General features: G+C 57.5%; 18 protein-coding genes. 13 read left to right on the forward strand and 5 right to left on the reverse strand.

Annotated elements, in window-relative coordinates; translation table 11 throughout:
• Nucleotides 1-924 precede the first annotated feature (924 nt).
• From EU803_RS00540 to EU803_RS00590, 11 genes are all read left to right on the forward strand, one after another.
• Complete coding sequence (locus tag EU803_RS00540) at nt 925-1,578, forward strand: terminase small subunit (RefSeq protein ID WP_129678903.1); 654 nt, start codon at nt 925-927, stop codon at nt 1,576-1,578.
• Nucleotides 1,575-1,988, forward strand: coding sequence for a hypothetical protein (locus tag EU803_RS00545; protein ID WP_129678904.1), 414 nt, complete (start codon nt 1,575-1,577; stop codon nt 1,986-1,988). The genes EU803_RS00540 and EU803_RS00545 overlap by 4 nt, the downstream gene beginning before the upstream one ends.
• Complete coding sequence (locus tag EU803_RS00550; protein ID WP_129678905.1) at nt 1,988-3,748, forward strand: terminase; 1,761 nt, start codon at nt 1,988-1,990, stop codon at nt 3,746-3,748. Before EU803_RS00545 ends, EU803_RS00550 begins: the two co-directional genes overlap by 1 nt.
• A complete protein-coding gene (locus tag EU803_RS00555) occupies nt 3,745-4,206 on the forward strand; it encodes a hypothetical protein (protein ID WP_165352735.1) in 462 nt (153 codons plus the stop codon). Before EU803_RS00550 ends, EU803_RS00555 begins: the two co-directional genes overlap by 4 nt.
• Nucleotides 4,199-5,134 carry a hypothetical protein gene (locus tag EU803_RS00560; RefSeq protein ID WP_129678907.1) on the forward strand — a complete coding sequence of 312 codons (936 nt, stop codon included), beginning with the start codon at nt 4,199-4,201 and terminating at the stop codon, nt 5,132-5,134. Before EU803_RS00555 ends, EU803_RS00560 begins: the two co-directional genes overlap by 8 nt.
• Nucleotides 5,135-5,904: 770 nt before the next feature.
• Nucleotides 5,905-6,852: a glycosyltransferase gene (locus tag EU803_RS00565; protein ID WP_129678908.1), complete on the forward strand. Its 948-nt coding sequence runs from the start codon at nt 5,905-5,907 to the stop codon at nt 6,850-6,852.
• Nucleotides 6,853-7,247: 395 nt separating this feature from the next.
• The gene (locus EU803_RS00570; protein WP_129678909.1) at nt 7,248-8,444 is read left to right on the forward strand and encodes a hypothetical protein; all 1,197 of its coding nucleotides are present in this window, start codon (nt 7,248-7,250) and stop codon (nt 8,442-8,444) included.
• A 12-nt stretch (nt 8,445-8,456) separates the two neighbouring features.
• Nucleotides 8,457-9,101, forward strand: a complete 645-nt coding sequence (locus EU803_RS00575; protein ID WP_129680107.1) for an ABC transporter ATP-binding protein — start codon at nt 8,457-8,459, stop codon at nt 9,099-9,101.
• A 48-nt stretch (nt 9,102-9,149) separates the two neighbouring features.
• Entirely contained in the window at nt 9,150-10,430 is a 1,281-nt protein-coding gene (locus EU803_RS00580) for a hypothetical protein (protein WP_129678910.1), read from the forward strand.
• A gap of 10 nt (nt 10,431-10,440) precedes the next feature.
• On the forward strand, nt 10,441-11,265 hold the full coding sequence (locus tag EU803_RS00585) for an ABC transporter permease (protein WP_165352737.1): 825 nt from the start codon (nt 10,441-10,443) through the stop codon (nt 11,263-11,265).
• A 447-nt stretch (nt 11,266-11,712) separates the two neighbouring features.
• Nucleotides 11,713-13,395 carry a glycosyltransferase gene (locus EU803_RS00590; protein WP_165352738.1) on the forward strand — a complete coding sequence of 561 codons (1,683 nt, stop codon included), beginning with the start codon at nt 11,713-11,715 and terminating at the stop codon, nt 13,393-13,395.
• A 38-nt stretch (nt 13,396-13,433) separates the two neighbouring features.
• Here EU803_RS00590 and EU803_RS00595 read toward each other — a convergent pair whose 3' ends face one another.
• The 4 genes from EU803_RS00595 to EU803_RS00610 all read right to left on the reverse strand — a co-directional run bounded on the left by EU803_RS00595 (nt 13,434) and on the right by EU803_RS00610 (nt 17,174).
• Nucleotides 13,434-14,300 (reverse strand): class I SAM-dependent methyltransferase, encoded by an 867-nt coding sequence (locus tag EU803_RS00595; protein ID WP_129678913.1) that lies wholly within the window; start codon nt 14,298-14,300, stop codon nt 13,434-13,436.
• A 15-nt stretch (nt 14,301-14,315) separates the two neighbouring features.
• A complete protein-coding gene (locus EU803_RS00600; protein WP_165352739.1) occupies nt 14,316-15,164 on the reverse strand; it encodes a DUF1698 domain-containing protein in 849 nt (282 codons plus the stop codon).
• A 78-nt stretch (nt 15,165-15,242) separates the two neighbouring features.
• The gene (locus EU803_RS00605; protein ID WP_129678915.1) at nt 15,243-16,292 is read right to left on the reverse strand and encodes a hypothetical protein; all 1,050 of its coding nucleotides are present in this window, start codon (nt 16,290-16,292) and stop codon (nt 15,243-15,245) included.
• A 162-nt stretch (nt 16,293-16,454) separates the two neighbouring features.
• On the reverse strand, nt 16,455-17,174 hold the full coding sequence (locus EU803_RS00610) for a class I SAM-dependent methyltransferase (RefSeq protein ID WP_165352740.1): 720 nt from the start codon (nt 17,172-17,174) through the stop codon (nt 16,455-16,457).
• An 878-nt stretch (nt 17,175-18,052) separates the two neighbouring features.
• Between EU803_RS00610 and EU803_RS00615 the strand changes: the two genes are divergently transcribed.
• Nucleotides 18,053-18,454, forward strand: a complete 402-nt coding sequence (locus EU803_RS00615) for a hypothetical protein (RefSeq protein ID WP_129678917.1) — start codon at nt 18,053-18,055, stop codon at nt 18,452-18,454.
• 60 nt (nt 18,455-18,514) lie between these two features.
• Here EU803_RS00615 and EU803_RS00620 read toward each other — a convergent pair whose 3' ends face one another.
• Complete coding sequence (locus EU803_RS00620) at nt 18,515-19,906, reverse strand: hypothetical protein (protein WP_129678918.1); 1,392 nt, start codon at nt 19,904-19,906, stop codon at nt 18,515-18,517.
• 223 nt (nt 19,907-20,129) lie between these two features.
• Here EU803_RS00620 and EU803_RS00625 point away from each other — a divergent pair, with 223 nt between their 5' ends.
• Nucleotides 20,130-22,685 (forward strand): hypothetical protein, encoded by a 2,556-nt coding sequence (locus EU803_RS00625; protein WP_129678919.1) that lies wholly within the window; start codon nt 20,130-20,132, stop codon nt 22,683-22,685.
• Nucleotides 22,686-22,937 lie beyond the last annotated feature (252 nt).

Below are 22,937 nucleotides of genomic sequence, written 5' to 3' on the forward strand. Positions count from 1 at the left end.
GCTTTGATGGTAGGTGATCGAGATGCCGATGAGCAGGGCGGCTCCGTTCAGATTCCGGGACGAACGTTCCAAAAAGGATTCTGTATTGGCACAGGATCGCTGCGGATTCGCTAGTTCTCCGTATCGATCGAGCGACTTGACGGATCTTGCACTATCGACTTGCCAATGGCGATGGACCGACCCAAAAGAGCCCCTCTTCGCAGATAGATGCTGAGCGGCGGTGCGACGGACACAGTGAGAGAGTCAAGCCGTCGCTTTGATCTGCGGGCTGGCTTCTACAGAGGGTGTCGACATTGCAGCGAATGTCCGTAGTGCAGGCTGCGAACGCAACACCATGACACTAGGTCGAGTGACCGGCTGAGGCCGTCCGGGCTGGTGGACAAGGCCTGGAAGTGACTTGGCGGCTGCCCGCCTGCGAACATGCCAAGCTCACCCTGACGATTCCCGTGTGTAGTCCGGTTTTGCTGGACAAATCGGTTGGGATTTGGCCTGATGTTGCCTGAAGCAGGCCAATCGGCCAAAGCTTCCAATCTGTATCGGACACATTTTGCGCCTCAAAGCTCTGCAAATACAACAGCTTGACGCGCAAACCTCCAAAAACACATTCCCGCCGGGTTGGCGAGGCGTGTGTGTGTGGGGGGGGTGGTGGACGAGGTGGATCGGCGGCGATGGAACTGCCCGAAGGTTCTCCAAACGGCCACTCAGTTGAGGTTTCGGGCACCTGATTGGACCTTAGACTCAACGGTAAGATTCCCCAATAATTTTGCGATGTAGGATGCTAAGGAATCCTAAGCTTCGAACGCATCACTAGGAGTAGAAATCCAGCCTCTGGCGAATTGGCTCACTATGCCGTTGGGCTCACCGGCGATCGCCGCCCTGTTCCCATGATTTTTTACCAAGAAGGGCAGTCTTGCGACATCGCGGATGTTAAAGAAATGCAACATCATCGCAGAGATCGATCGCCTCAATCAGAAGGCCACTGAGAAGGCCGAGATCACCGCGACAGAGGTGCTGGATAAGTGGGTCAACATCTTCCGGGCCGACCCAATCGACGCCATCAAGATCAGGCGTGTCCCCTGCCGCTACTGCTACGGAGCCAGCCACCTCTACCAGTGGCGGAATGAGGCCGAGTTTCGGGCGGCACAGGCCCGGTTCAATGCCAAGTCTGACAAATGGAAGGCGGAACACGCCCATGAGGCGCCTTCGATGGACGGGGGCTTCGGCTACAAGCGTCTTCGCCCCCCTCATCCAGAGTGTCCCTATTGCGAGGGGGAAGGGGAACCCGAGATCTACATCGCCGATCTGTCAAGCCTCCCCCCGCAGGCCAGGGCCCTGATCAAAGGGGTCAAACAGACCCAGCACGGCATCGAGGTGCTGTTTCACGATCAGATCAAGGCCACCGAGTTTCTGTCCCGCTTTACGAAACTGGAGGATGCGCCACGCGATCCGGCGGAAAGCATCGACCGTTTGGCCGCCGCAATCGCGACGATCCAGTCACGCGGCTCTTCCGCCCCGATCAAGACCGGGCAAGGCTCGCAGCCTCAAAGTGATTTGGAAGAAGAGGATATTGACCCATGACCTTGATCAACATTGCCCCCATCTACGTCAACAACGCCGATGGCACCCGCCGGAACCTTGTCGAGGCCGCCAATGCGGCGCTCCTGGAGTATTCAAAGCGGGGCAACGACCTCGGCCACCGCATCGCCCGCAACTGTCACGTCGAATCCGCTGGGACAGTCCTGGAACCCGGCAACCCGCTTGTCGCTCTTGTGATCGAATGGGCGGGATCGCCTTCGCAGACGCACACACCCGTCGCCTACCTCGTCCCCGGCCTGATCAGCAAGGAAACCATTGTCGCCGAGATAATTGCCTCCTGCCTCTTTTTGTCCGATGACTACTTCCAAGCCGCTTCCGAGGGCCGGGAGTTCGATGAACCGGAAGAGGACGACCGCAGCGACACCCCGTCGACCGGTGAGACGATCCACTGATGGCACAACGCGGCATCATAAACCGGCGGATGATCGACACGCTGCGCGATGCGCCGCCCGAGATCGTCAGTGAGGCGCTTGCCCTAAGCGTCACACCGGACATGGTGCCGCAGACCGACGTGGAACTGATCGCATGTCTCGCCTCTTGGGAGTGGCGCATATTCAGCGGCCAACTCTACAAGATCATGACCAAGGATCCAGAGGCCGACGAGGACGACGAAACCGCCGTTCTCGTCGTCCCCTTCATCCCCAACCGGGCGCAGCGGAAGTTCCTCGACCGGCTCCACACCCGCAACGTCATCCTCAAGGCCCGTCAGCTGGGCTTTACCACCCTGATCGCCATCCTTTGGCTCGACCACGCCTTGTTCAACGCGGACCAGCGCTGCGCCATCATCGCGCACAGCCTCGAAGATGCTGGCGTCATCCTGCGCGACAAGGTGAAGTTCGCCTTCAACAACCTTCCCACCTACCTGATCGGCGAGGAAGGGCAGAACGAGTTGCCTCTGTTCTGGCTCTCCAAGGATAGCGAGACCGAGATTGTCTTCGGTCACAACAACAGCGCCGTTCGGGTCGCCACATCTGCCCGGTCAGGCACCTACCACCGGCTTCATGTCTCCGAGATGGGGAAGATCGGGGCCAAGTTCCCCCTGAAGGCCAAGGAAATCGTCACAGGCTCGCTTCCCACGGTTCCCAAGACCGGGATCACCGTCATCGAGTCCACCGCCGAGGGAAGATCGGGCGAGTTCTACCGCATCGCCACCCGCGCGGAAAAGAACACCCAGATCGCGGAGGCCACAGGCCGCAGGCTGGCCGCCAAATCGTGGAACTTCCACTTCTTCCCGTGGTGGGAAGAGGCCGCCTATGTCGAAGACCCCGCCAATGTGGATCTGACGCCGGCGGATGAGGAATACTTCCTCGACCTCGAATCCCAGATCGGCCGCAAGATCACACCGGAGCAACGCGCCTGGTATGTGATGACCCGCGAAGACGAGCAGGGCGGCGATGCCGAAAAGATGTGGCAGGAGTATCCCACCACCCCGGAAGAGGCATGGAAGGCCAGCACAGAAGGAACATGGTTTGCCAAGCAGCTTGCCGCGGCCCGCAAACAGGGCCGTATCGTCCCAAGCCTTCCCAAGCTGACCACCGTTGCGACCCACACCTTCTGGGATATCGGCCACGGCGACGGGACCGCGATTTGGCTGGGTCAAGAGGTGGGCGCACAGTTCCGTTTCGTCGGCTTCATCGAGGAATGGGAAGAGGATTACGAGTTCTATTGCCGCAGGCTGGACGAGGAAGCCGACAAGCACGGCTATCGCTGGGGCTACCACCACCTCCCCCACGACGCGATCCAGAAGCGCCAGCAGATGAATTCCCGCGTCGGACGTGAGGGCCGCCGGGTCAACAGCGCCGAGGAAATGCTTCAAGCCCTCCGGCCTGACTGGCGGTTTCACATCGTCCCGCGCGTGGATCGCGTCATCAACGGCATCAATGCGGTGCGCGAAGAGTTCGCCTCCTACTGGTTCGACGCCACCGAATGTGCGGCTGGGCTAGTGCACCTCGAACGCTACTCCAAGAAGCGAAACACCGTGCAGGGCGGTTTCACCGACGAACCGCTGCATGACGAACACTCCGAGGCCGCCGACGCGCTGCGCCAGAAGGCGCAAGGCTACCGGCCCCTCGCATCGATCCCTCGCAACCACGAACCCCACGGCAGACGGTCCCGACCGCACCGCCGCGCAATTTCAGGAATGGCAGTATGATGCAGACCCAGCCCCAACAGATCGCCAACACCCCGGAAATGGCCGTGGACCTGCGCTACCCCGCCATGGAAGCCGACTATGGCGACATCCGCCTCACCCTGACCTGGTATATCCCGGACGGTCAGCCCTGCATGGTGCTGACCCCTCTGTTGCAGCGTCACAAATCCGCCTTTGTTCCGCCAATCATCCTTTTGACCAACGCTTGGCGCTGGGATGAGAAGATCGGAGACACCCGCTGGGCATATGACGCAGCAGGCATCTTCACCGAGGCGCTGGGGTTCACCCGATCGATCGCCATGACCCATCGCATCCTTTCCATCATCCGCGACAATCTGGGCGAACTCTTGGCCCTGCCCAACATGACCCACACCGAGTCCCATGCCGTGGTCGCAGAACTCACCGTAACCAACCGCAGCACCGGGAAGACCCGCCAGATCGAGGTATCCCGACATGTTTGAGAACAACGAGCACGACTACGACCCCGAACGCCCCGAATGTGCGAAGTTCGCCCGCGCCATCGACACCGACCCAATGCGGCACCTCAAGGATCCGGCACCGGACCTCAAAGCCGTGGCCCCGTCCAAGCTGGATAGCCCGCAGATAAAGAACCGCCACACCAGCCTGATCAGCCATTTCTTCACCGAACTGGAGATCCAGAACAGCAACCGCCGCCGCCGCGCCGAATACGAAAGCTTCTATGATGGCTGGGGGCAATGGGCGGAAGAAGACAAAGAGATTTTGGAGGGACGCGGCCAAGTGCCTCTTACCTTCAACGTCTCCGCGACCTCTGTGAACTGGCTTCTGGGGACTGAAAGACGCGGCCGCACAGATTTCCGCCTTCTCGCCCGCCGGAAAGAAGGCACCAAAGCCGCCGAACATAAGACCTCGATCATGAAATACCTCTCCGATGTGAACCGGTCAGAGTTTGGTATCTCGCGCGCCTTCAAGGACAGCACGATCACCGGGCTTGGCTGGCTGGAATCCGGGGTGCAGGACGCCGACAACCGCGAACCCGTCTATGACCGCTACGAAAGCTGGCGGAACATGATCCATGACAGCCGGGCCACCGAGGATGATCTGAGCGATGCCCGCTACCTCTTCCGGGTCCGCTGGACCGATGTCGACACCGCCTGTGCGCACTTCCACGACCGGAAATCCATGATCATGGCATCCGCTCAAGACACCTTCGACTATTTCTCCGGTCTCGGAGGCGGGCTTGATGACCCCATGGACGAGAAAGAAGAGCAGCTTGACGATGCTGGCCTCACCAGTGCCACCCTTGCCCCCCTGAACGGATCGGGCACACGGCGCCGGGTCAGGCTCATCGAATGCTGGTATCGCATCCCGGAGAACGAGATGCAGATGTCGACGCCTCCCAACAGCTGAATCCATGAGATGCGGTCAATTCTAGCTGCTGTTGCGGTGCGCTGGCGCTAGTAGTCTAGTCAAAGACTGCTATATAATCTGACCGACAGACCTGTCCCCATCAGGCCTACTTGGTATGGTGACGAGTGCTGAACTGAATAGCCCACTATGATGTGGCGAAGCCGAGCGGAAAACGAATGCTGCAAAAGCTCATTGAAACTACTCGGTGGTTTCGGATGCCGAGGCGACTCCCGTCAGCAAGGCAGCTTCGTGCCAGAGGTGATTGGAATCTGGCGGCAAATGAACTCCTAGCGCTTCTTGAGGATGGTCCGAGAAGCTACCTGGAGGCTGTTCTCATCTCCTTTGTGCTTTTTCAGGCTAGAAATCTGGAGGAAGCTGAAGAGGCATTCCGGTTGATCAGTTCAAATCCCATTCGCTATCGACTTGGAAGCGACGCGGATGTGGACTTCCTAAGCAAGTTCTCAGATTTTCATCTGCATATTTGCTCGAAAAAGAATGGGAGACATGTTCCGTCAATAGTGGATTTGAACTCTTTGCTGACCGACCAAATGAGAGCTTCGCGGCGAGTTCGGCGTGTTCTTCCCAAGTCAGAGTGGGGCGACATCCATCCGGACGTCTGGTTGCAGCCTCACTCGAACAGAATACCTGGTTGGGTCGACGCCAAACTTGCGAGTCGGCTTGTCGAAAGAATCAAGAATGGAAGCGACGTCAAAGCGGCCTGAAATCTTGTGCTACGCAGGCATGGCCGGGACGTCTAGACGTAATTCTCAATGACCGATCAAACTGATGAACAGAAGGCCTGGATCGTGATCTTGATGGCGACCTATGATGGGGCGCCCCACTTGGCAGAACAATTGAATAGCATCGCCGCACAGACCTATGAGAATTGGTCGTTGCTGGTAGGCGACGACGGTTCAAATGATGGTACGCTTGATTTGTTGGAGGCATTTGGGAAACGGGGACATAAGTTGTCGGTCATCAAAGGGCCAGGGGAGGGTAGCACAGCGAATTTCATGGCACTATTGCAGGCTGCCGCCGAACAGGAAAAGGGGGGGTGTATTGCCTTTTGCGACCAGGACGACGTTTGGCTGCCTGACAAACTGGAACGTGCGGTCGAGCGCTTGCGTGCCGTCGCGCAGGATGTCCCTGCGCTCTATTGCAGCAGGAGCTGGGTGACGGACGCCGAGTTGGGGAATTGTAAGCTTTCGGTAGCTTGGTCGCGCCCGTTGGGTTTCCGCAACGCCATCGTGCAGAATGTAGCGGCAGGCAATACGATAGTACTAAACCCCACCGGGTCGCATTTGGTTTTGCAAGAGAGCAAAGTCGCAGGCGTGGTAGTGGTTCATGACTGGTGGATCTACCAGATCATAAGCGGCGCAGGGGGGCGGTTGATCTATGATGATTTGCCCACGCTACTATATCGCCAGCACGGCAGAAATGTCATTGGTGCAAACACCGGGCTACGAGCCCGTTTGAAACGCATTAGGATGTTGTTGGACGGTACCTTTTGCAGGTGGAGCCAAATCAATGTCGAGGCACTCAACCGGTCAAAATCAAGATTTACGCCGGAAAACCAGATGATCCTAGACGGGTTTGCCTTAATGCGCCGCGCTGGGATTCTGCGCAGACTGCGACTCATCTGGCAGTTGCGGCTCTACCGGCAGACTTGGCTCAGTACGGCGGCGCTATGGCTAGCGGTACTGATCAAGCGAATTTGAGGTGGATTTCAAACCGTACGCTCGGGATGCGAAATCTGATCTGGGTGCATTTGCGCAATGGGAGCCCTGGGATGCGATCACATTGGCTCTGAGTAGATTCTCAATGAACCTAATCGATCGCGCGTCAGGGCAGTGTAGCGTGACTGTCATGGACCTCTTTGGGGGCGCTCAACGTACTTGGATGTCTTCTTGTTTCCCCTTGCCACATCTCGCTCCCTTTGTCACATTTTCCCGATGGCAGCGCTCGTTTTTGGAAAGATAGACTGCAGCAACTAGCTGAGGCCACCAAGATGCTCGCTCAGATGCGCGATAAATCGGCCCTCGTGGAGTGGCTGAATTGGCCGGAGGCGGTTAAAGTTGCTCGGCATTGATTATGACCCAAAAGGACGACCGCTTTGAACGCGACTCATTCGCCCTCTTCACGCTTTTCGCCTCAACAGTCGCTTCTGCGCGGCCTTGCGCGGCGGCCGCCAAATCTGGTGCGAATCAAGTCGACGCTTGGACTCGTCTCGAAGTTGACTTTTTTCGTGTTCGTGTTCGTGCCAGCGCTGGTCGGGGGCTACTATTACTTTGCGATCGCTAGCGATCAATACGAGACCGAGATACGGCTCGTTGTTCGTAGCATTGGGTTGCAGACGGCCCAAGAGGAGGGTGGCGACCGAGTGACTATGCTAGGTGGGGCCGCAGTGGTGCAAGATGCTCACATCCTAGTCAACTACCTCTCGTCAGTGGACGTTGTGAAGGATCTCCAGGATGACGTCGATCTACGCGCAGCCTTTTCTAGGGAAGGGGTTGATGAGTTTTCGCGGTTGGAACCGGATGCGACAATGGAGGAATTGCACAGCTATTGGAAACAGCAGACCACCTCCTACGTTGACGGGCCATCGGGCATCATCCAATTCTCTGTCCGGGCTTTCAGTCCCGAGGATGCGGTGCTCATCTCGGAAGCCGCGATCAGGCGCGCGGCGGGTCTGATCGAAGAGCTGTCAGAGGAGGCGAAACGCTCGTTGCTCGAACGTTCTAGGCGAGAACTCGACGCGGCAAAAGCCGCTTACGTCGCCAGCCTAAACGATCTGCGGGATTTGCAGAATGAGGCAGGCATCCTCAATCCGCTAACCGAGGCTGGGGTTTCCACAGAGCTAATCGCCACGCTCTTCATGGAGAAGCTCGAGGCCGAGGTTGAGCTAGAGGTGCTCAGAAACAGCGGCGCCTCCAACTCCCCGTTGATGACTCAGCTGTACAACCGAATTGACACGCTGGGATCTCGGATTGATGAGCAGCGCCAGCAGATGGCGGGGGTGCAACAGGATGGAGGTGAGTTGTCGGCCTTTTTCGCTAGAATCAACTCGCTTGAGACTGAACGGTTGCTGGCCGAGAGCCTCTACCGCTCGGCTAGCAGAAACTTCGATTTGGCCAAGTCAACCACCGAGCGGCAATCTACTTTCGTTTCTGTCTTTTCTCCGCCGATCCTGCCGACGTCCCCGAACCATCCCCAACGCTTTGCGCTTTGGATCATTCTTGTCAGCTGCCTGCTGGCCGTTTGGGCCACGCTTGTCCTTGTTCTTGCTTCCATAGACGATCATAGGAGCTGACTTGTGATCGTGATGGATCGAGTAGATAAGTTCTATGAACTCGAAGGTCAGCGGCGTTACATTTTGCGCCAACAGTCTATGCATTTCGAGGCGGGCTACTCTTACGGGCTCCTAGGCGTAAATGGGGCAGGAAAGTCCACGACCATTCGGCTTCTGGCGGGGCTTGAGCTGCCGGACTCGGGAACTATCCGCCGGGACTTAAGGGTGTCGTGGCCATTGGGGTTTGCGTCCGGCTTCAACTACCTGATGAGCGGGCGAGAAAACCTCAAGTTTGTCTCCCGTGCTTATGGCGAGGACCCCAAGAGGGTGCTCAAGTTCGTTTCCGACTTCTCCGAGTTGGGGATCTACCTAAACCAGCCAGTAAAGACGTATTCCTCTGGCATGATTGCTCGTTTGGCTTTTGGACTGTCCATGGCGATTGAATTCGATTGCTATCTGATCGACGAGATTGTTTCGGTGGGCGACGCCCGTTTCCAGCAGCGCTGCGAGGACGTGTTCAAGGAGCGGCGAAAGCGAGCTTCGCTAATCATGGTCTCCCATGACATGAACATGATTAGCCGCTTCTGCGACCGAGCGATGGTGTTGGTGGATGGGGAACTGCTCGCTTTTGCGAGCGTCGACGACGCGATAGGCGTCTATATGCGGTTGAACAAATGACCTACATGTCTAGACATTCTCGCTCTGCGGCGCCGCGGGGTTCCTTTGATGGATGACCAGAGCCATCATAACGCCCTAACCCCCCCGGCTCGACAGACGTCGGCGCAGCCTGCTGTGCGCAACCGGCAGATTTCGGAGCAACTGCGGGACGCATCGCGAAAGCTTGCTATGCAAAGCGGTTCGCGGCGCGGGATCTATTCCGCTCTTGGTCTCGCACCGAGGCGGCGCGACCGAGCGTTCAGGCTACTCTACAGATTGGCCTTCGTGATGTGCTTCCTGGCACCGCTGGCTGGTGGGCTGGGGTACCTGTACTATTTTCTCAGCCCCCAGTACGAGACTGAGACACGCTTCGTATTGCGCTCTGCGCTGCCCGCCTTTCCAAATGCCGACGCGCCAAATGACGCCAACGTCGCCTCCTTAAAGGTTGTGCAGGACACCTTGGTGGTGGTCAGCTTCCTAGAGAGCCCTGGCCTGGTCAAGCGCCTCAACGAGGAAGTCAATCTGGAGAGGATCTACGGTGGGGCGGAGGTCGACCCACTTTCTAGGATGCGGCTCGGTGCAAGCCCTGAGGACATGGCCGAATATTTCGAGAAATTCATTACCACCGAAGTGAGCTCTGTGAGCGGTATCGTGACGGTAAAGTTGCGCGCCTTCCGGCCCGAGGACGCAAGCGAAGTGCTTGAAATAATCTTCTCGCTCGCCGAAGAGCGGGTGAACCTGCTCAACGGAACAATCTGGGCCTCAGTCTTGGAGGTGGCCGAGCGCAACTTCGACGAGGCATCGGTCCAGCTTCGTGAGGTGCGCCAGCGATACGCGGCGCTGCAAAATGAGACCGGCGTCTTCGATGTCGAGCTGGAAGCCAAGGTCCTATCCGAGGTCATCACCGCCTTGCGCACAGAACTGATCGACCTCGAAAACCGCCGCGCAACGCTGTTACTGGAAGTGCCCGAGACCCATCTCAATGTAGTGCGCTTCAATCGAGCCATCGAAGTCCGCACAGCCCAACTAGAGCAACTGAAGGACGAGTTGGCAAGCTCTCGGGGAAGTGCCGCTACCTTGTCGATCAACCAACAGCGCTTCGATGCGCTCCGAGTTGAGCTGGAGATCGCGCAGGATCGCTTCAAAACGGCGGCTACTGAGCTGGAGCAAGCCAAGCTTCTTAACTCGGTGCAGATGGTCTTTCTTGACCGCTTTATATTTCCCACCGTGCCGCAAGGCAGCAGCTACCCAATCTATGCTTGGGAGGTGGTGCGACTGCTGTTTTTTTGCCTATCGACTTGGGGTCTGGCATTTCTGGCGCTGAGCTGGCTGCAGCGTCGTGTCGATTAAGGGCGCGATGATGAGCGAAACCAAACCAGTGCATGAGGTGTTTATTTCCCGGCGCCAAAGCATGTTGGCCGCCCTGGCCGAGCAACGCAACATTATGGGCGCGGTAATTCTGCGTGACTTGCGGACCCGTTTCTTCAACCACGGCTTGGGCTTCCTGATCGTACCAGCTTTTCCCTTTGTGCACCTCTTCGCGCTTTTGCTGTTACACAATCTGGCGGGCAGCGAATACGCCTATGGCGAGGATGCGAACGTCTTTCTGGCCACTGGCCTCATCCCAACATTGAGCTTCATGTACGTCTCTCGCTTCATGGGGCTATCGCTTCTGATGAACCGTCCCATGCTGGCCTACCCGATAATCGGGATGCTTGAAGTTGTCTTTGCGCGTGCCATTTTGGAGATTCTGGGGGCGGTCTGGATGGCGGCGGCGGTGATTTCGGTGCTCTATGCGGTTGGGTCGGACCCGCTTCCGGCGGACCCAGTGCAGGCTTTTTTAGCCTTCTGCACAACCTTGCTCTTGTCTGTGAGTGTCGGGCTGCTAGTGGCTCTGGTCACAGCGGTCTTCGAGACATTTGTTACCGTCTGGGCACTGACGCTGATCTTGTTCTATATTGCCTCAGGGTCACTCTTTGTAGTGTCGTTGTTGCCTGCGCAGGCAGTGCGCATCCTAGCCTGGAACCCGGTACTTCATTGCACTGAGTGGATGCGGACGGCCTATTATCCAAGCTATCCCGAACAGGTGCTCGACAAAGGGTATCTTCTGGCGGTTGCCTTCGGTGCGCTGGTGCTGGGGCTCGCGGCAGAGCGGGCCCTGCGCCGCCGGATCCTAGGGGGCTAGAGTCATCAGCCAAAAGAAGATTTTCGACGGAATTCGTGGGCAAGCTAGTGGGAAAGAGACATCTTCGCTCGAACGAGAGCCATGTCTTGCGCCCAAGTGGTCAACTGCGTGTCCGAGTAAGCCGAGATGGCATGCAATTCAGATAATAGCGGCGGCCAAATGGCGGTCAGCATTGAGGTATTCGTCAACATTTTGTCGGGCTTGAGGGGGTGGCTGCCGATAGTCTTTCCTCCTCCGTCTGACCCGGGTCAAACTGCGAGGGGGCGAAGCTGAACGACATAGGCTTTTGTGAGTAGAAGGCGCGTTAGTGGGAATACTTTTCCGAATTCTCACATTGAATGTCGGCCTAAACTGTAGTTTCACCGCCCACATGGCTAACGGAGTGGGCGATTTCTCATGAGTAAACTTTTCTGCGTTTGTAAAGAGCGGGCCAAAAGGCTACTTGGTATGAAGAACTACCTCAGAGTTCGCCAAACGATCTTAAATGTGCAGCAGAAATTAGCCTTCGGTGCGCAAGAGGTTGCCGCCGATGCGGCCCTTTTTGCCAAGATATCGGCGTCCAAGACGACCTTCAGCATTGTTGTGCCGATCTACAATACGCCTGAGCCGTACCTACGGCAGTGCCTACAATCAGTCTATGATCAGATCTACCAAAAGTGGGAGCTTGTCCTGGTCGACGACAAGTCGACGGCGCCACACATTCGCCCCGCGCTGGAGGCGGCGGCCAATGCTGATCCACGGGTCCGAGTGGTGTTCCGTGAAGAGAATGGAAACATCTCAAAGGCCACGAACTCTGGCCTTGAAGCAGCCACAGGTGACTACTACACGGTGTTGGACCACGACGATCTTCTGCACCCTGCGGCTCTTTTCTGGATGGCTGAGGCCATCCAACGCAATCCAGAAGCGGAGTACTTATATTCCGATGAGGACAAGACTGACAAGCATGGCCAGCATTTTTACAGCCCATTTCTTAAGCCGGGCTGGTCGCCAGAACTCCTGCTTCAATGCATGTATACCTGCCATATGAGCGTGTTCGACCGCAAGAAGGCGCTGCAGATCGGCGGTTATCGCAGCAGTTTCGACGGGGCGCAAGACTATGATTTTACGCTGCGTTTCGTCTCAAGATTCGACAGAATATGTCATGTGGACAAAATCCTGTATCATTGGCGGGAGTGGGAGGAGTCGACTGCGCTGAACCTGGATGCCAAGCCAGAGGCCTACAAGCGCCAACGCAAAGCGCTAACTGAGTACCTTGATGCCCAGGGCGAGACCTACACTATCGGGGATCACGCCATTCGCGGTCACCACAAAGTCACTTTTCTGCCGCGGCGGCGCGAGAAAGTTTCGATAATTATTCCTACAGCCAACAAGTCGGCTGAGATCAACGGCCACACTGAAAATCACGCAAACTCCGTCGTGCGCTCGATCCTAGAGACTACCACCTACGACAATTTCGAGATTATCCTCGTCCACGACAACAACCTGACCGACGCGCAGCTGCGTGCCTTTCGTTCCACAATTCGAGTTAGGTTGGTGGAGTACTGCAACGATGAAGGTTTCAATTATTCGGAGAAGGTAAACCTAGGAGCATCCGCCGCGACCGGCGAACACTTCCTGTTGATGAATGATGACACTCGGGTGATCACGCCGAACTGGCTTGAGCGGATGCTAGGTATGGCGCAGCGACCCGGGGTCGGGGCAGTGGGGGCGAAGCTCCTGTTCCCGAACGGTACTGTGCAGCACAGCGGAATATGGCTACGGGGCAACGTGGCCGGACATATCGATTACGGTTCCGAGCGGAACGCATTGGGCTATGACCTAAGCGGCAACTCAAACCGCAACTGCATTGGGGTAACAGCAGCCTGCCAACTGACTCCAAGAGCGGTATTCGAAAGACTGGATGGCTACCGTACCTATTTTCCGTTGAACTACAACGATGTGGACTACTGTCTTCGGGTGCACCAGAGTGGGCTGCGCTCCGTATGTCTAAATGATGTGGAGCTCTTCCATCATGAAGGGGCATCGCGCTCGGGCGGGCAAGAGGTGGCGACCGACGAGATCGAGCGCTTTCTGGAGTTATGGCGTGAGCGGGTACCCTACGACCCCTATCTGCCGTCCAACCTAGTTTAGACCAGACACACAGCCCGCGGGCACAGGTGACCCCTCAGTCAGTCGGTGGAATCTGCTTCTACAACCCTCTGACGCAGGGCTTCATAGGCGCGCCGCTCCAAGCTTTTGGGGTCCAGCTCGACTTTTCCAGCCGTTGGGCCCAGGCTCGCTTCGGCGGTCATTCCTTCAAAGGCTTGGACCGTTTCCTCCACCTGTGCGACATTCCCGGCTATTTTCCGCAGCCCAAGAGTGTTCTCCACGGGTCGGCGTTTCTCGATCAGGCACATCGAGTTGCGGAACCTTATCTCGTGGACATGACTTAGCATTTGTCCCATGGGCGGCAGTCCGAAGCGTTCCTCGAAGAACGTCATCGGGGTCTCACTCATCTCCGGGACGGTCCAGTGCTCGAGGTTGACGTAGTCGCTCAACCGCCGGAAAAAAGCCGCTGCGCTATCAGGCCGCTCGAGCCCACCGTTCCAAGGAGTTTGGAAGCCGCACATCAAATCCTCGCAGATATATACACCCCCGTCGCATAACCGGGTAAAAAGATGTGGGAATGCACGTATGATGTCCGCGCTCTGGTGAGAGCCATCGTCGATCACGATGTCGAACTCTGGGCAGATTCCATCGATTTCCGTGAAGGTTGTCTCCGCACCAGCGTCGCCCACCACAACCTGGATCTCTGGGGCCTCGAACTCTAGCGCACGGCAGGTTGGGTTGATGTCGCAGCCGATAATGTGGCGCTTCCGAGGAAAGTATTTCGACCAGATTTCTAGCGAACCGCCGTTTTGCACTCCAATCTCAAGCAGACGGATTTGATCCTCACGGAAGGGCGCTAGAGCCGCTTCGTAGACCTGCAGGTAGGTTGACCACTTGTCGCTCACCTTGCCGGTGTGGGCATCCCATATCGCACAAAGGCTCAACATGCTTGTGTGGCTCTCTCAGTTCGCGCTCTTTGTCATTAGAAAGAGACAGGAAGGGCCGTTGGGTCCATCGGTCTCCTCGAAGCCGATCTGGATGTTGTCGAAACCGTTGCGCTTGCACAAGGCGATAATATCGGGGCGCTCCATCCAGAAATGAACGTCATCCGGGCCGCCGCAGTAGCTACTCTGGTCCCACGCGCGGTAGTAGCTACGCCGGTGGAGCCGGAAGACATGATCTCTATGTTCGAATGCGACCGGCTCCCGCGAAAAGACCGTCCTCCGTGGGTCGTCCTCGTGCATGACCTCCGAGTCGAAATAATGGGTCCAAAGGATTAGGGCGCGGCACTTCTTGCCGATGTTGTCAAGTACTTCGACCGGGTTGTGCATGTGGTAAAGTATACCGGAGGCTAGAATGACGTCGAAAGTCTGATCCATCTGCTCCAGATAGCGCACGAAGTCACCGAGTAGGAAACGGCTTCGAGTGAGGCCTAGGATTTCTTTCGTGATCAGGCAGCGCAGGAACGCTTGCTTGTTGCCTTCGATTGCCAAAATCTCGCCAGCGCCGCGACGCTCGACGAGATAGGTATGGCTCCCTTCCAGCGGCCCGAGTTCCAAAACCCTTTTTCCTTCAAGGGACCCATACCGATCCAGCGCCCAGTGAAGCCGGGGGTCCGCGTGCAGGGCCATCGTACCCGCGGTCAACTCCAGGTCATCGGGAAAGGATCCGGCCCATCCAGACATCAGATCTAGGGCGTTTTGCGGGTGCGGTTCGCGATACTCAAACTTCGCAGTTAATGCATCGGTATTCTGGGCCGGTTTAGTCTGGAACCATCGGAAGAGCCGCTTGATGCGTTCAGAAATTCGCACGCTTGACCTCCACTCGCTGTCGCAGGGGCTCAACTCATTGCAGCCCAATCTCACCGGTCGCATGTTGCTGATCTCGCGTCAACGGGTGCCTTCCTGTGTGGGAAAAGTTGCCTGCTCGAGATAATGGTATACGACGAGGTCATTCTCCAAAGCAAGTTGCAGCGCGTTAACGCCCTTGAGGGCCTCTGCTAGAGCGAGAATGTGGATGGGGCGGTCGATCTCTGGCATTGCCAAGGGCGGTAAGCCAAGTTCAAAGCCAAGTTCTGTGTGGGCGCTTCTCGCGTCGACGCCGAGGATAGTGCGGTCGAAATATGAAAGGGCATTCAGCGCGCTCGGAATATCTCGCCGCGCGCCTCCTACACCGGGCGTATGGCCTGTAAGCAGGCCCGTGAGGGGCGACTCGATGGCAGACAACACCGGTCTAGGGGCTGATTTAAGCCTCCGACATAGTTTGTCCGTATCTGTAATCGCTATTCCTTCGAGATAGGCAGCGAGCGGAAGTAGCGCCACCACCTCTCGCTCCTCAAGATCGCACTGTACTTGGTGCGGTCCCTGGCACAGATGCGACAAGGTTTTGGCGAGTGACACGAAAGGCTCTTCGATTGAAACGATAGAGTATATGCCCTCGGACAGGTGCTTTTGGTGCGGTTTTACATTTACCCGTCCCTCGAAATACATTGATGAATAGTTGCCAAGATTAAAGAGCTGGCTCAGCGTCTCCTGCCCGTAGAGATGGGCGTCGACAAGGCTGTAAGCGAAGTGAGGCGCCAGGGTTGTAGCATAGGGATTCGATGCAGGCAGGCAGGTCTCGAGCCGGAACACCCGTCGTTGAATATGACGGTCCGGCCGGTTGCGCCGGTAGATCAGGAACCCGCTCTCCGCGTCGGTAATGGTAAGTTCGCGAACATCCCGCAGCGCTGGGATTTTGGTGGTGTCGAGGGTAAATGAGGCTAGGCCTGTCTGGTGTCGACCGATCCGTACCAGATCCTCAACTACTGCGTCGCATGGACCGGAATAAAGCACAACCTCATCCCCGACCACACGGATCGAGATATTTGCGGACAGACTATTGGGTACGAAGTAACCTTCAAGACGATCCTCGGTCTCAGTATGCACGTTAAACATCATTGTAATACTGCTGCTCGTTACCGCATCCGTGTACCAACTCTTATTAGATTGCTACGAACATGCCAAAAGATACTCATAGACCAGCGATCAGTACACGCTTCCGTCGGATCGCCTCGCTGCGACTTGGCATCTGCTTGGAGGGGGCGCAAGATACGGATTGGGTCAATCTGTGCCGCCAGAAGGCTGCAAGAAACATGTTCGCCGTCGCTTCTTTTCGGTGCGAAAGTAGTCATCAAGGTACTGTCGGTCTCCAATAGGAAGTAGGTCCCAGTCGGCCCAGGTGCAGGCATAACCAACAACCGCGGCCATGGCCTCCGTTGCGGCGGGTGAGGGAATGCCGACCATCGCAACTTCCTGCCCTGGAACTTGCTCGACAGTATTGAGCTCGTTGTCCGTCCGCTCGCGTGTCAGGATGATTACAGAATAGTCTCTCAGAGCAAACTCACCGTCGATGACGATCAGTTTTGGTTTGAGTTGGCTCGCAAGATTGAGCAGGCGCTGGTGCTCCATTGTGTGATAGAAGATTCCAAGCAAGCTCACGATGTCGAATGTTTCACCTTCCTGCACCATCTCTTCCATCGTCGTGAGCATTTCCCCGACACGAAGGTCGATCGTAGACGTGTATGGTTCCTGCGGAAACTCCTGAAATCGCTGAACCAACTCAGGCCGCGCTTCAATACCTATGACCTCACGGGCACCTGCCGCGGCGTAGGCTGTGCACCAACGGCCATCATGTGCAGCGATATCAAGTATTCGGGAACCAGCGATCTCAGTCTTGATTGGTTCTATGATCATGCGATGACGCTTGTTAAGGCGTTGAATATCGCCCTTCCTGAAGTGGTAGGAAGGGGCGTTTCTCAAGAAGCGAAAGAAGCCTGCCATTGTCGTGTCCTGATCCCACGCGAACGGCGCGGTGCATTGGTATTGAGCGCTGTCGAAGATGAGGGAAACCAAAACAAACCCGGTGCCACGCCCCCGGGAACACACCAACCAACTTTTGTGTGCCAAGTCCGTATACTCAAACATACTGCGGCATGCAACGCGCGGTTGTTTTACTTCTCATTAACCTAGCCTAAGTAGCGTAGCCCTGATCAAGAAGGAGCCAGAGAAAATGGACCACAGTTGGATCCGAGAGGTCTTGGCAGATCTCGCCGCGTTTGCGGAGCAAGCCGGACTTCCGCGAACTGCGGCTGAGCTAAAGAGTACAGAGCTGATGTACCACTTGGAGTCCGTGCAACGGCTCCCCGATGTCGTCGCGGTCGTGGAACTTCCTTCGAGAGATGACGGCAAGATTGTTGGTTTTCCCTACCACCGTTGAGCCGGACGGGGAGCCTTGACATCAAAGGGTGGGGGCCATTTCTAATACTTTGCACATGTCAGAAAAGCTGGTGCTATCGAGCGACGTGTGTGCTCAAGTCAAGCTCGAAGTTGGTCTCGCGATGAAGCCTTGTGCAAAGCTAGAACCAATGGGATTCACATTCTCTTCCGAGAGGGTCTATGAAGCCAAGTATCATTTGCAACATTAGGAGGTTGGGTTGAGGATTGACAGGTTTATCCCGCATTGGAGCATCTACGTGCTGCCAGCTGTTTTCACGTCCCTAACCGGTTGCGGTGGGAGTTCCACAGGCAGCACGCCAGTCGAGAGCCTCTATGATAGCCGGGTAAGCGAGCTGGCTTCGGATCGGTTGAGTGCATTGGCTCTGGGCCGAGAGTCGACGGACGCGCTGCCCGTTACGGGAAGCGCGACCTTCGAGGGAGACATGAAACTTGATGTATCTCCTGTTGTTGGAACAGACAGAGCGCTGATTGGGGAATTCTATATTGATGTTTCATTCGGCTCCGGCGACGGAAGTTCCTTTGAGGGCGCCGCTTCGAACTTCATCGATAGCAATGATCAGGACTATACTGGAACCTTGATCATATCCGGAGGGCGGATCTTCCGCCTGGTCAATCCGGCCGAAGGGGATACCCTGGATAGCTTCATCGATGGCAATCTGACCAGTCCAACTGGAGAAGTTATTTCGATCGATGGCCTGACCATTGGCGATTTCTACGGTCTCGGGTACACATTCGTTCTCGGAGATATTCTTGGTGATGCGACGGTTGACGGCGTGGCGGCCGATCTCACCGGCGAGTTTCTGGGGGCTCAGGCGGCGCCCTAGATCGTCATGCGATTCAATCTCAGCGTGGCGGGGTTCTGATGAGAGCCTTCTGCCCCGTGGTCAGAAGGTGGACCGAATTCCGATCTGAAGGCTGGTTTCCGCGGTGTCAAAGCGGCTGACGTTGCTGCGGGTGATCTGCCGCGTCAGGGTCAGCACCGGCGCAAACCCGGCGTAGGACCAGTCTGCCGGGGTCACCTCGACCGAGGCGAAGCCCATCGTATCCTGCCGCCCGCCGGGAACCACAAACACCACCGCGTAATCGGGATAATCCGACATGGCCCCGCCAAGGGTGAACCGCATGCTGGCCGGGCCAATGGCCTGCGCCGGGGCAAAGGACAGCTGCGCGGTTGCCACATCCGACCGGTCGTTTGGGGTCGGACTTTCGGTGTGTCGCAGGCTGAGGCTGGCCGCGTATTGACCCGGCATCGCCCCGTCCGCGACCCATGTCAGCCCGCCGCCAATGGTCCCGATCCGCGCATCCCGTGCCCCGTCGCCATCCCAACGCATTTCCATGCTGGAAAAGACCTGAGCGGCGGCGCGGTCAGACAGGGTATAGGTGCCGTCAGCCGAGAGCTTTGCAAAGCTGTAGCTGACCTCTGCCTCAGCCCCGCCCCAGACCCGGCCGAAATTGACACCCCAGCCATAGCCAAGCGCGTCGGTGACCCGACGGTCCCCATATCCCAGATCGGCGACAAGATAGGCAAAGTCGCCGTTTTCAGCCTCGGGCGCGGTTTCGCGGGCAGCGTCCGACAACCGGACTGCCCGCCCGATCACCCGCGCCGTCAGGTTCTGTTGCCGGGTTTCACTGCTGCTCAGCCGGTGGCGCAGCGAGATGTCCCCCCGCGCCTCGATCCCGGACAGGGCCTGTGCGTCGCCGCTAAGGACCCCGATAAAGGGCAGTCCGTCGATGATGTTGTAGGCGCTTTCGCTGCCCCCGTTAAGGTTGGACGAGGGCGTGGCGGCGAAGGCAAGGTCAATCCGCAACGGGTTCCGGTCCGCAACCAGCCGATAGTCCCGCGCGGTCTGCCGGGCCTGCGCATCGTTCGGCGCGTGGATCGCGGCGCGGCGCAGCCAAATCTGCGACTGGGTGAACCGTTCGGCCCGCATCGCGGCCAGCGCGGTCAGCCGCGAGGCTTCGTACTTCTCGGTCTCGGTGGTCGAGAGCGCGAAGGCGCGTGCCCCGGCCTTTTGCCCGCCCGCGGCGTCGCCCAGTTGCGGCAGTGCCGCGGCCAAAAGAACCCATGCGGCCCGGTCATCGGGATTGGCCTGCAACAGCCCAAGCGCCAGTTCCCGTGTCAGTTCCGGGTTGCCCGACAACAGCGCCTCTTGCGCAAGTCGCCGCCCACTGTCGAGGTTCAGCGCGATCCGGTCCTGCGCCGCAGCGGAAAAGGCCAGCCCCGCGAAAACCACAAGGCTGGCCAGAGTGCTCGGGAGAATTGATTTCGAGTTCATGTGGCGGTTTGCCTCTCAAGAGAAGCTCTGATCAGCCGTTAGGTCGAGAAAGAGGTTCTGCGTCATGATAAGTTTGAAGAACTTGCACCGAAGTTGGTTCGAGGTTCAATGCATCTGTTCTTGAAGCTTTGTTCGTTCCTTGGAATCCATCGAGACCGGTTCTGTTGGATTGGTAGATTTTAGCCTTTCTCTTGCTCCGATGCACGACTTGCAAGTGAAGCGCATGAAATCCGCGGGGGTCGGAGTGCTTCTTCGGGGAACTTGTCTGGGATCGCTGATCGCCATGGGGCTGGTCGGAACTCAGGCTGCTGTTGCGGCCGATCTTATCTGGGATCCGGGAAATACGGATGCCAGTGCGGATATCAATCCGGGCGATGACAACTGGGACATTGGGACCACCGCCGTCTGGAACGACGGATCGACCGGTGGGCTGACATTCTCGAGCGGGGACAACGTCACCTTCGAAGAAGAGGCCATGCCCAACCCCGACATTGCCACCGTTACCATCACCGAGGACGTCGATCCCGGGCAGATCACCTTTCTCGCGGATACGACTGCTCCGTTTCACACGGTTGATTTTATCATCGCGGGCGGCGGCGGTGAGATTCTGTCGACCTCCGGAACTTTTGCGCCTGGCGTGCTAGAGATCATCATGGGGGATGCCGCTGAAGTCAGTGCAGGCCTGAACGGCGATTTCCTGATCACCGGCAGCGAACAGCTGACCCTGAGCGGTGCCAGCCCGAACCTGAACCAGCTTACCGTGAACGCCGATGCGAACGTCTTTGTGTCCACGACGGGCGATCTGGCCGGGGCCATCAGCAGCGACGGAACCTTTGCGAGCGAAGGTAACATTGGAACCCTAGATGTCTGGAACGGCTCCGCTACGCTTGAAGGCACGGCGACCTATGTAAACATCCACACCGGCGCCACGGTCGACATTTCGGCCAACAACTCTGCCGGGCTGGACGTCGGCACGTTTATCCTTGGCAGCACGGTCGACCTTACGCTGAGCGACACGACTGGCACGCTGACCGCCGATACCTTCACCAACAATGGCGCCGTGACAATCGAGGACGGCGGCACACTGACCATGGACGGGGGCAACCCGTTCAACAACCTGAACGGAACACTTGACGTTCAGGCCGGTGGTGTCCTTGACGGGGATGTTGAACACAATAGCACCAGCATGACAGTCCACGGGACCGTCACCGGGGATGTTGTGGCCAACTCGAACGGTCTGGTCATCGAAGGTGACGACCCGGGGGAGGACAATGCCGGTGTCATTCAGGGAACCCTGACCGTGGCAAACGGGGCGACTGCCGAAGCGGAAGACGGTGTCGAAATCGGAAGCATTTCCATCGAAACCGGGGGGAATCTTAGTCTCACGGAGTCGGGTACGGTCACGGTCACGCATGCCGGTGTTACATCCGTGACCATCGCCAATGGTGGGACGTTGGAACATGATGCCAATGGCTCAGGAACACTTGCCCTGGCGCCTGACGCCACAATGGACGTAGCGGGGACGATCCTCGACGATGATCTTGGCTTTGGCCCCAACGACACCTTCACCATCGAAGCGGGCACCGTAAATCTGCTGTCCACGGCCGTTCTTGACGGCGACATTCGGCTGAATGCCGATGTGAACAGCAACATTGCAATAACCGCCTCTGGCTATGGGTTCGACCTTGATGGGAACTGGACCAATCTCGCCGGGGGGTCGTTCCTGGTAGACCAGGCGCTGGACACCAATGGCAATGCGCTGATCAACAATGCGGACGATGCGTTGATTACGGTCAATGCGACCCTCACCGGCAATGTGAACAACACCAACGGCACGGTGAACATTTCTGCGACGGGCGAGGTTACGGGCGAGGTCAACAACAGCGACGCGCTCAACATCACCACGGCCACCGTGGGGTCGATCGTGAACACCGCGACCGGCACCGTGGAAGTCACCAGCGGCGGGTGGGTCGATACCACCATCGACAACGCCGGTATCTTCAACGTCAACTCGGGCACGCTGACGGTTGATGGGCTGACGACAAACCAGAACGGCGGGACACTGACCATTGATTCCGGTGCTTTCTTTGCGGGTGATGTCACCAACGAAGCGGGCGGCACGCTGGATGTGGATGGCCAGATCAATGGAGCGGCTCAACCGTTCACCGTGAACAACTCCGGCACCATGACACTTGCCGGAACAATCGTCGGCGCCTTGACCAACAGCGACACCGTCGATGGCACCTATGGCCTGACGGTTGACGGCGCCGCCAACATCACCGGGACCCTCACCAACTCGGGCGAGGCGCTGGTTTCCAGCACCCTGCAAGTGACCGGTGGCGTCACCAACGAAAGCGGCGGCGTCCTGACGCTGAACAGCACGCTGACCGGCAACGTGACCAACGAGTCCGGCGGCGAGGTCAACACCGATGGCACAGGCCAGATCACCGGTTCGCTGGAATCCGCTGGCGTGGTCGAGGTCGAGGCCGGTGAACAGCTGACCGTTACGGTCAATCCGCTGACCATCCAGAATGGCGGCGAATTGCTGCTGGGCGGCACGATTGGTAACCCCATCGGCCTTATCAACACGAACGTAGACATCGAAGAAGGCGGGGTGCTGAACACCACCAGCAACTCTGCCTTGATCTATGGAACACTCGCTCTGGATGGAACTGCCACCATCGAGGACACCGAGCGACTGGACGTGACTGGACTGACCACCATTGAAGATGGCGGCGTTTTGGATGTCGGCGGCACTTTTTTGAGACCTGACTATTGAACTTGGAGAATGCTACATTCCAACGGGAGTTCCGCCCGGCACCGAAAGGGAAACTCATTCACCGGAACCTTGATTGTTCTCCTACCAAGGACACAAAAGGAAACGCACCCGCCGGTGGGTGAGCTTGGGTGTGAACGATATTCGCCTGGATTAGGAGAATCTTAACTCGCTTTGTGGACCTTCGGGTTCAGCCATTAGCATTGTCTATGGAAGGGGGCGGAAACGCGAGGAGTTTGTGGACGATGGTCGAGA

It is taken from the genome of Loktanella sp. IMCC34160 (assembly GCF_004145845.1).
In the GTDB taxonomy this organism is placed as follows: Bacteria; Pseudomonadota; Alphaproteobacteria; order Rhodobacterales; family Rhodobacteraceae; genus SELP01.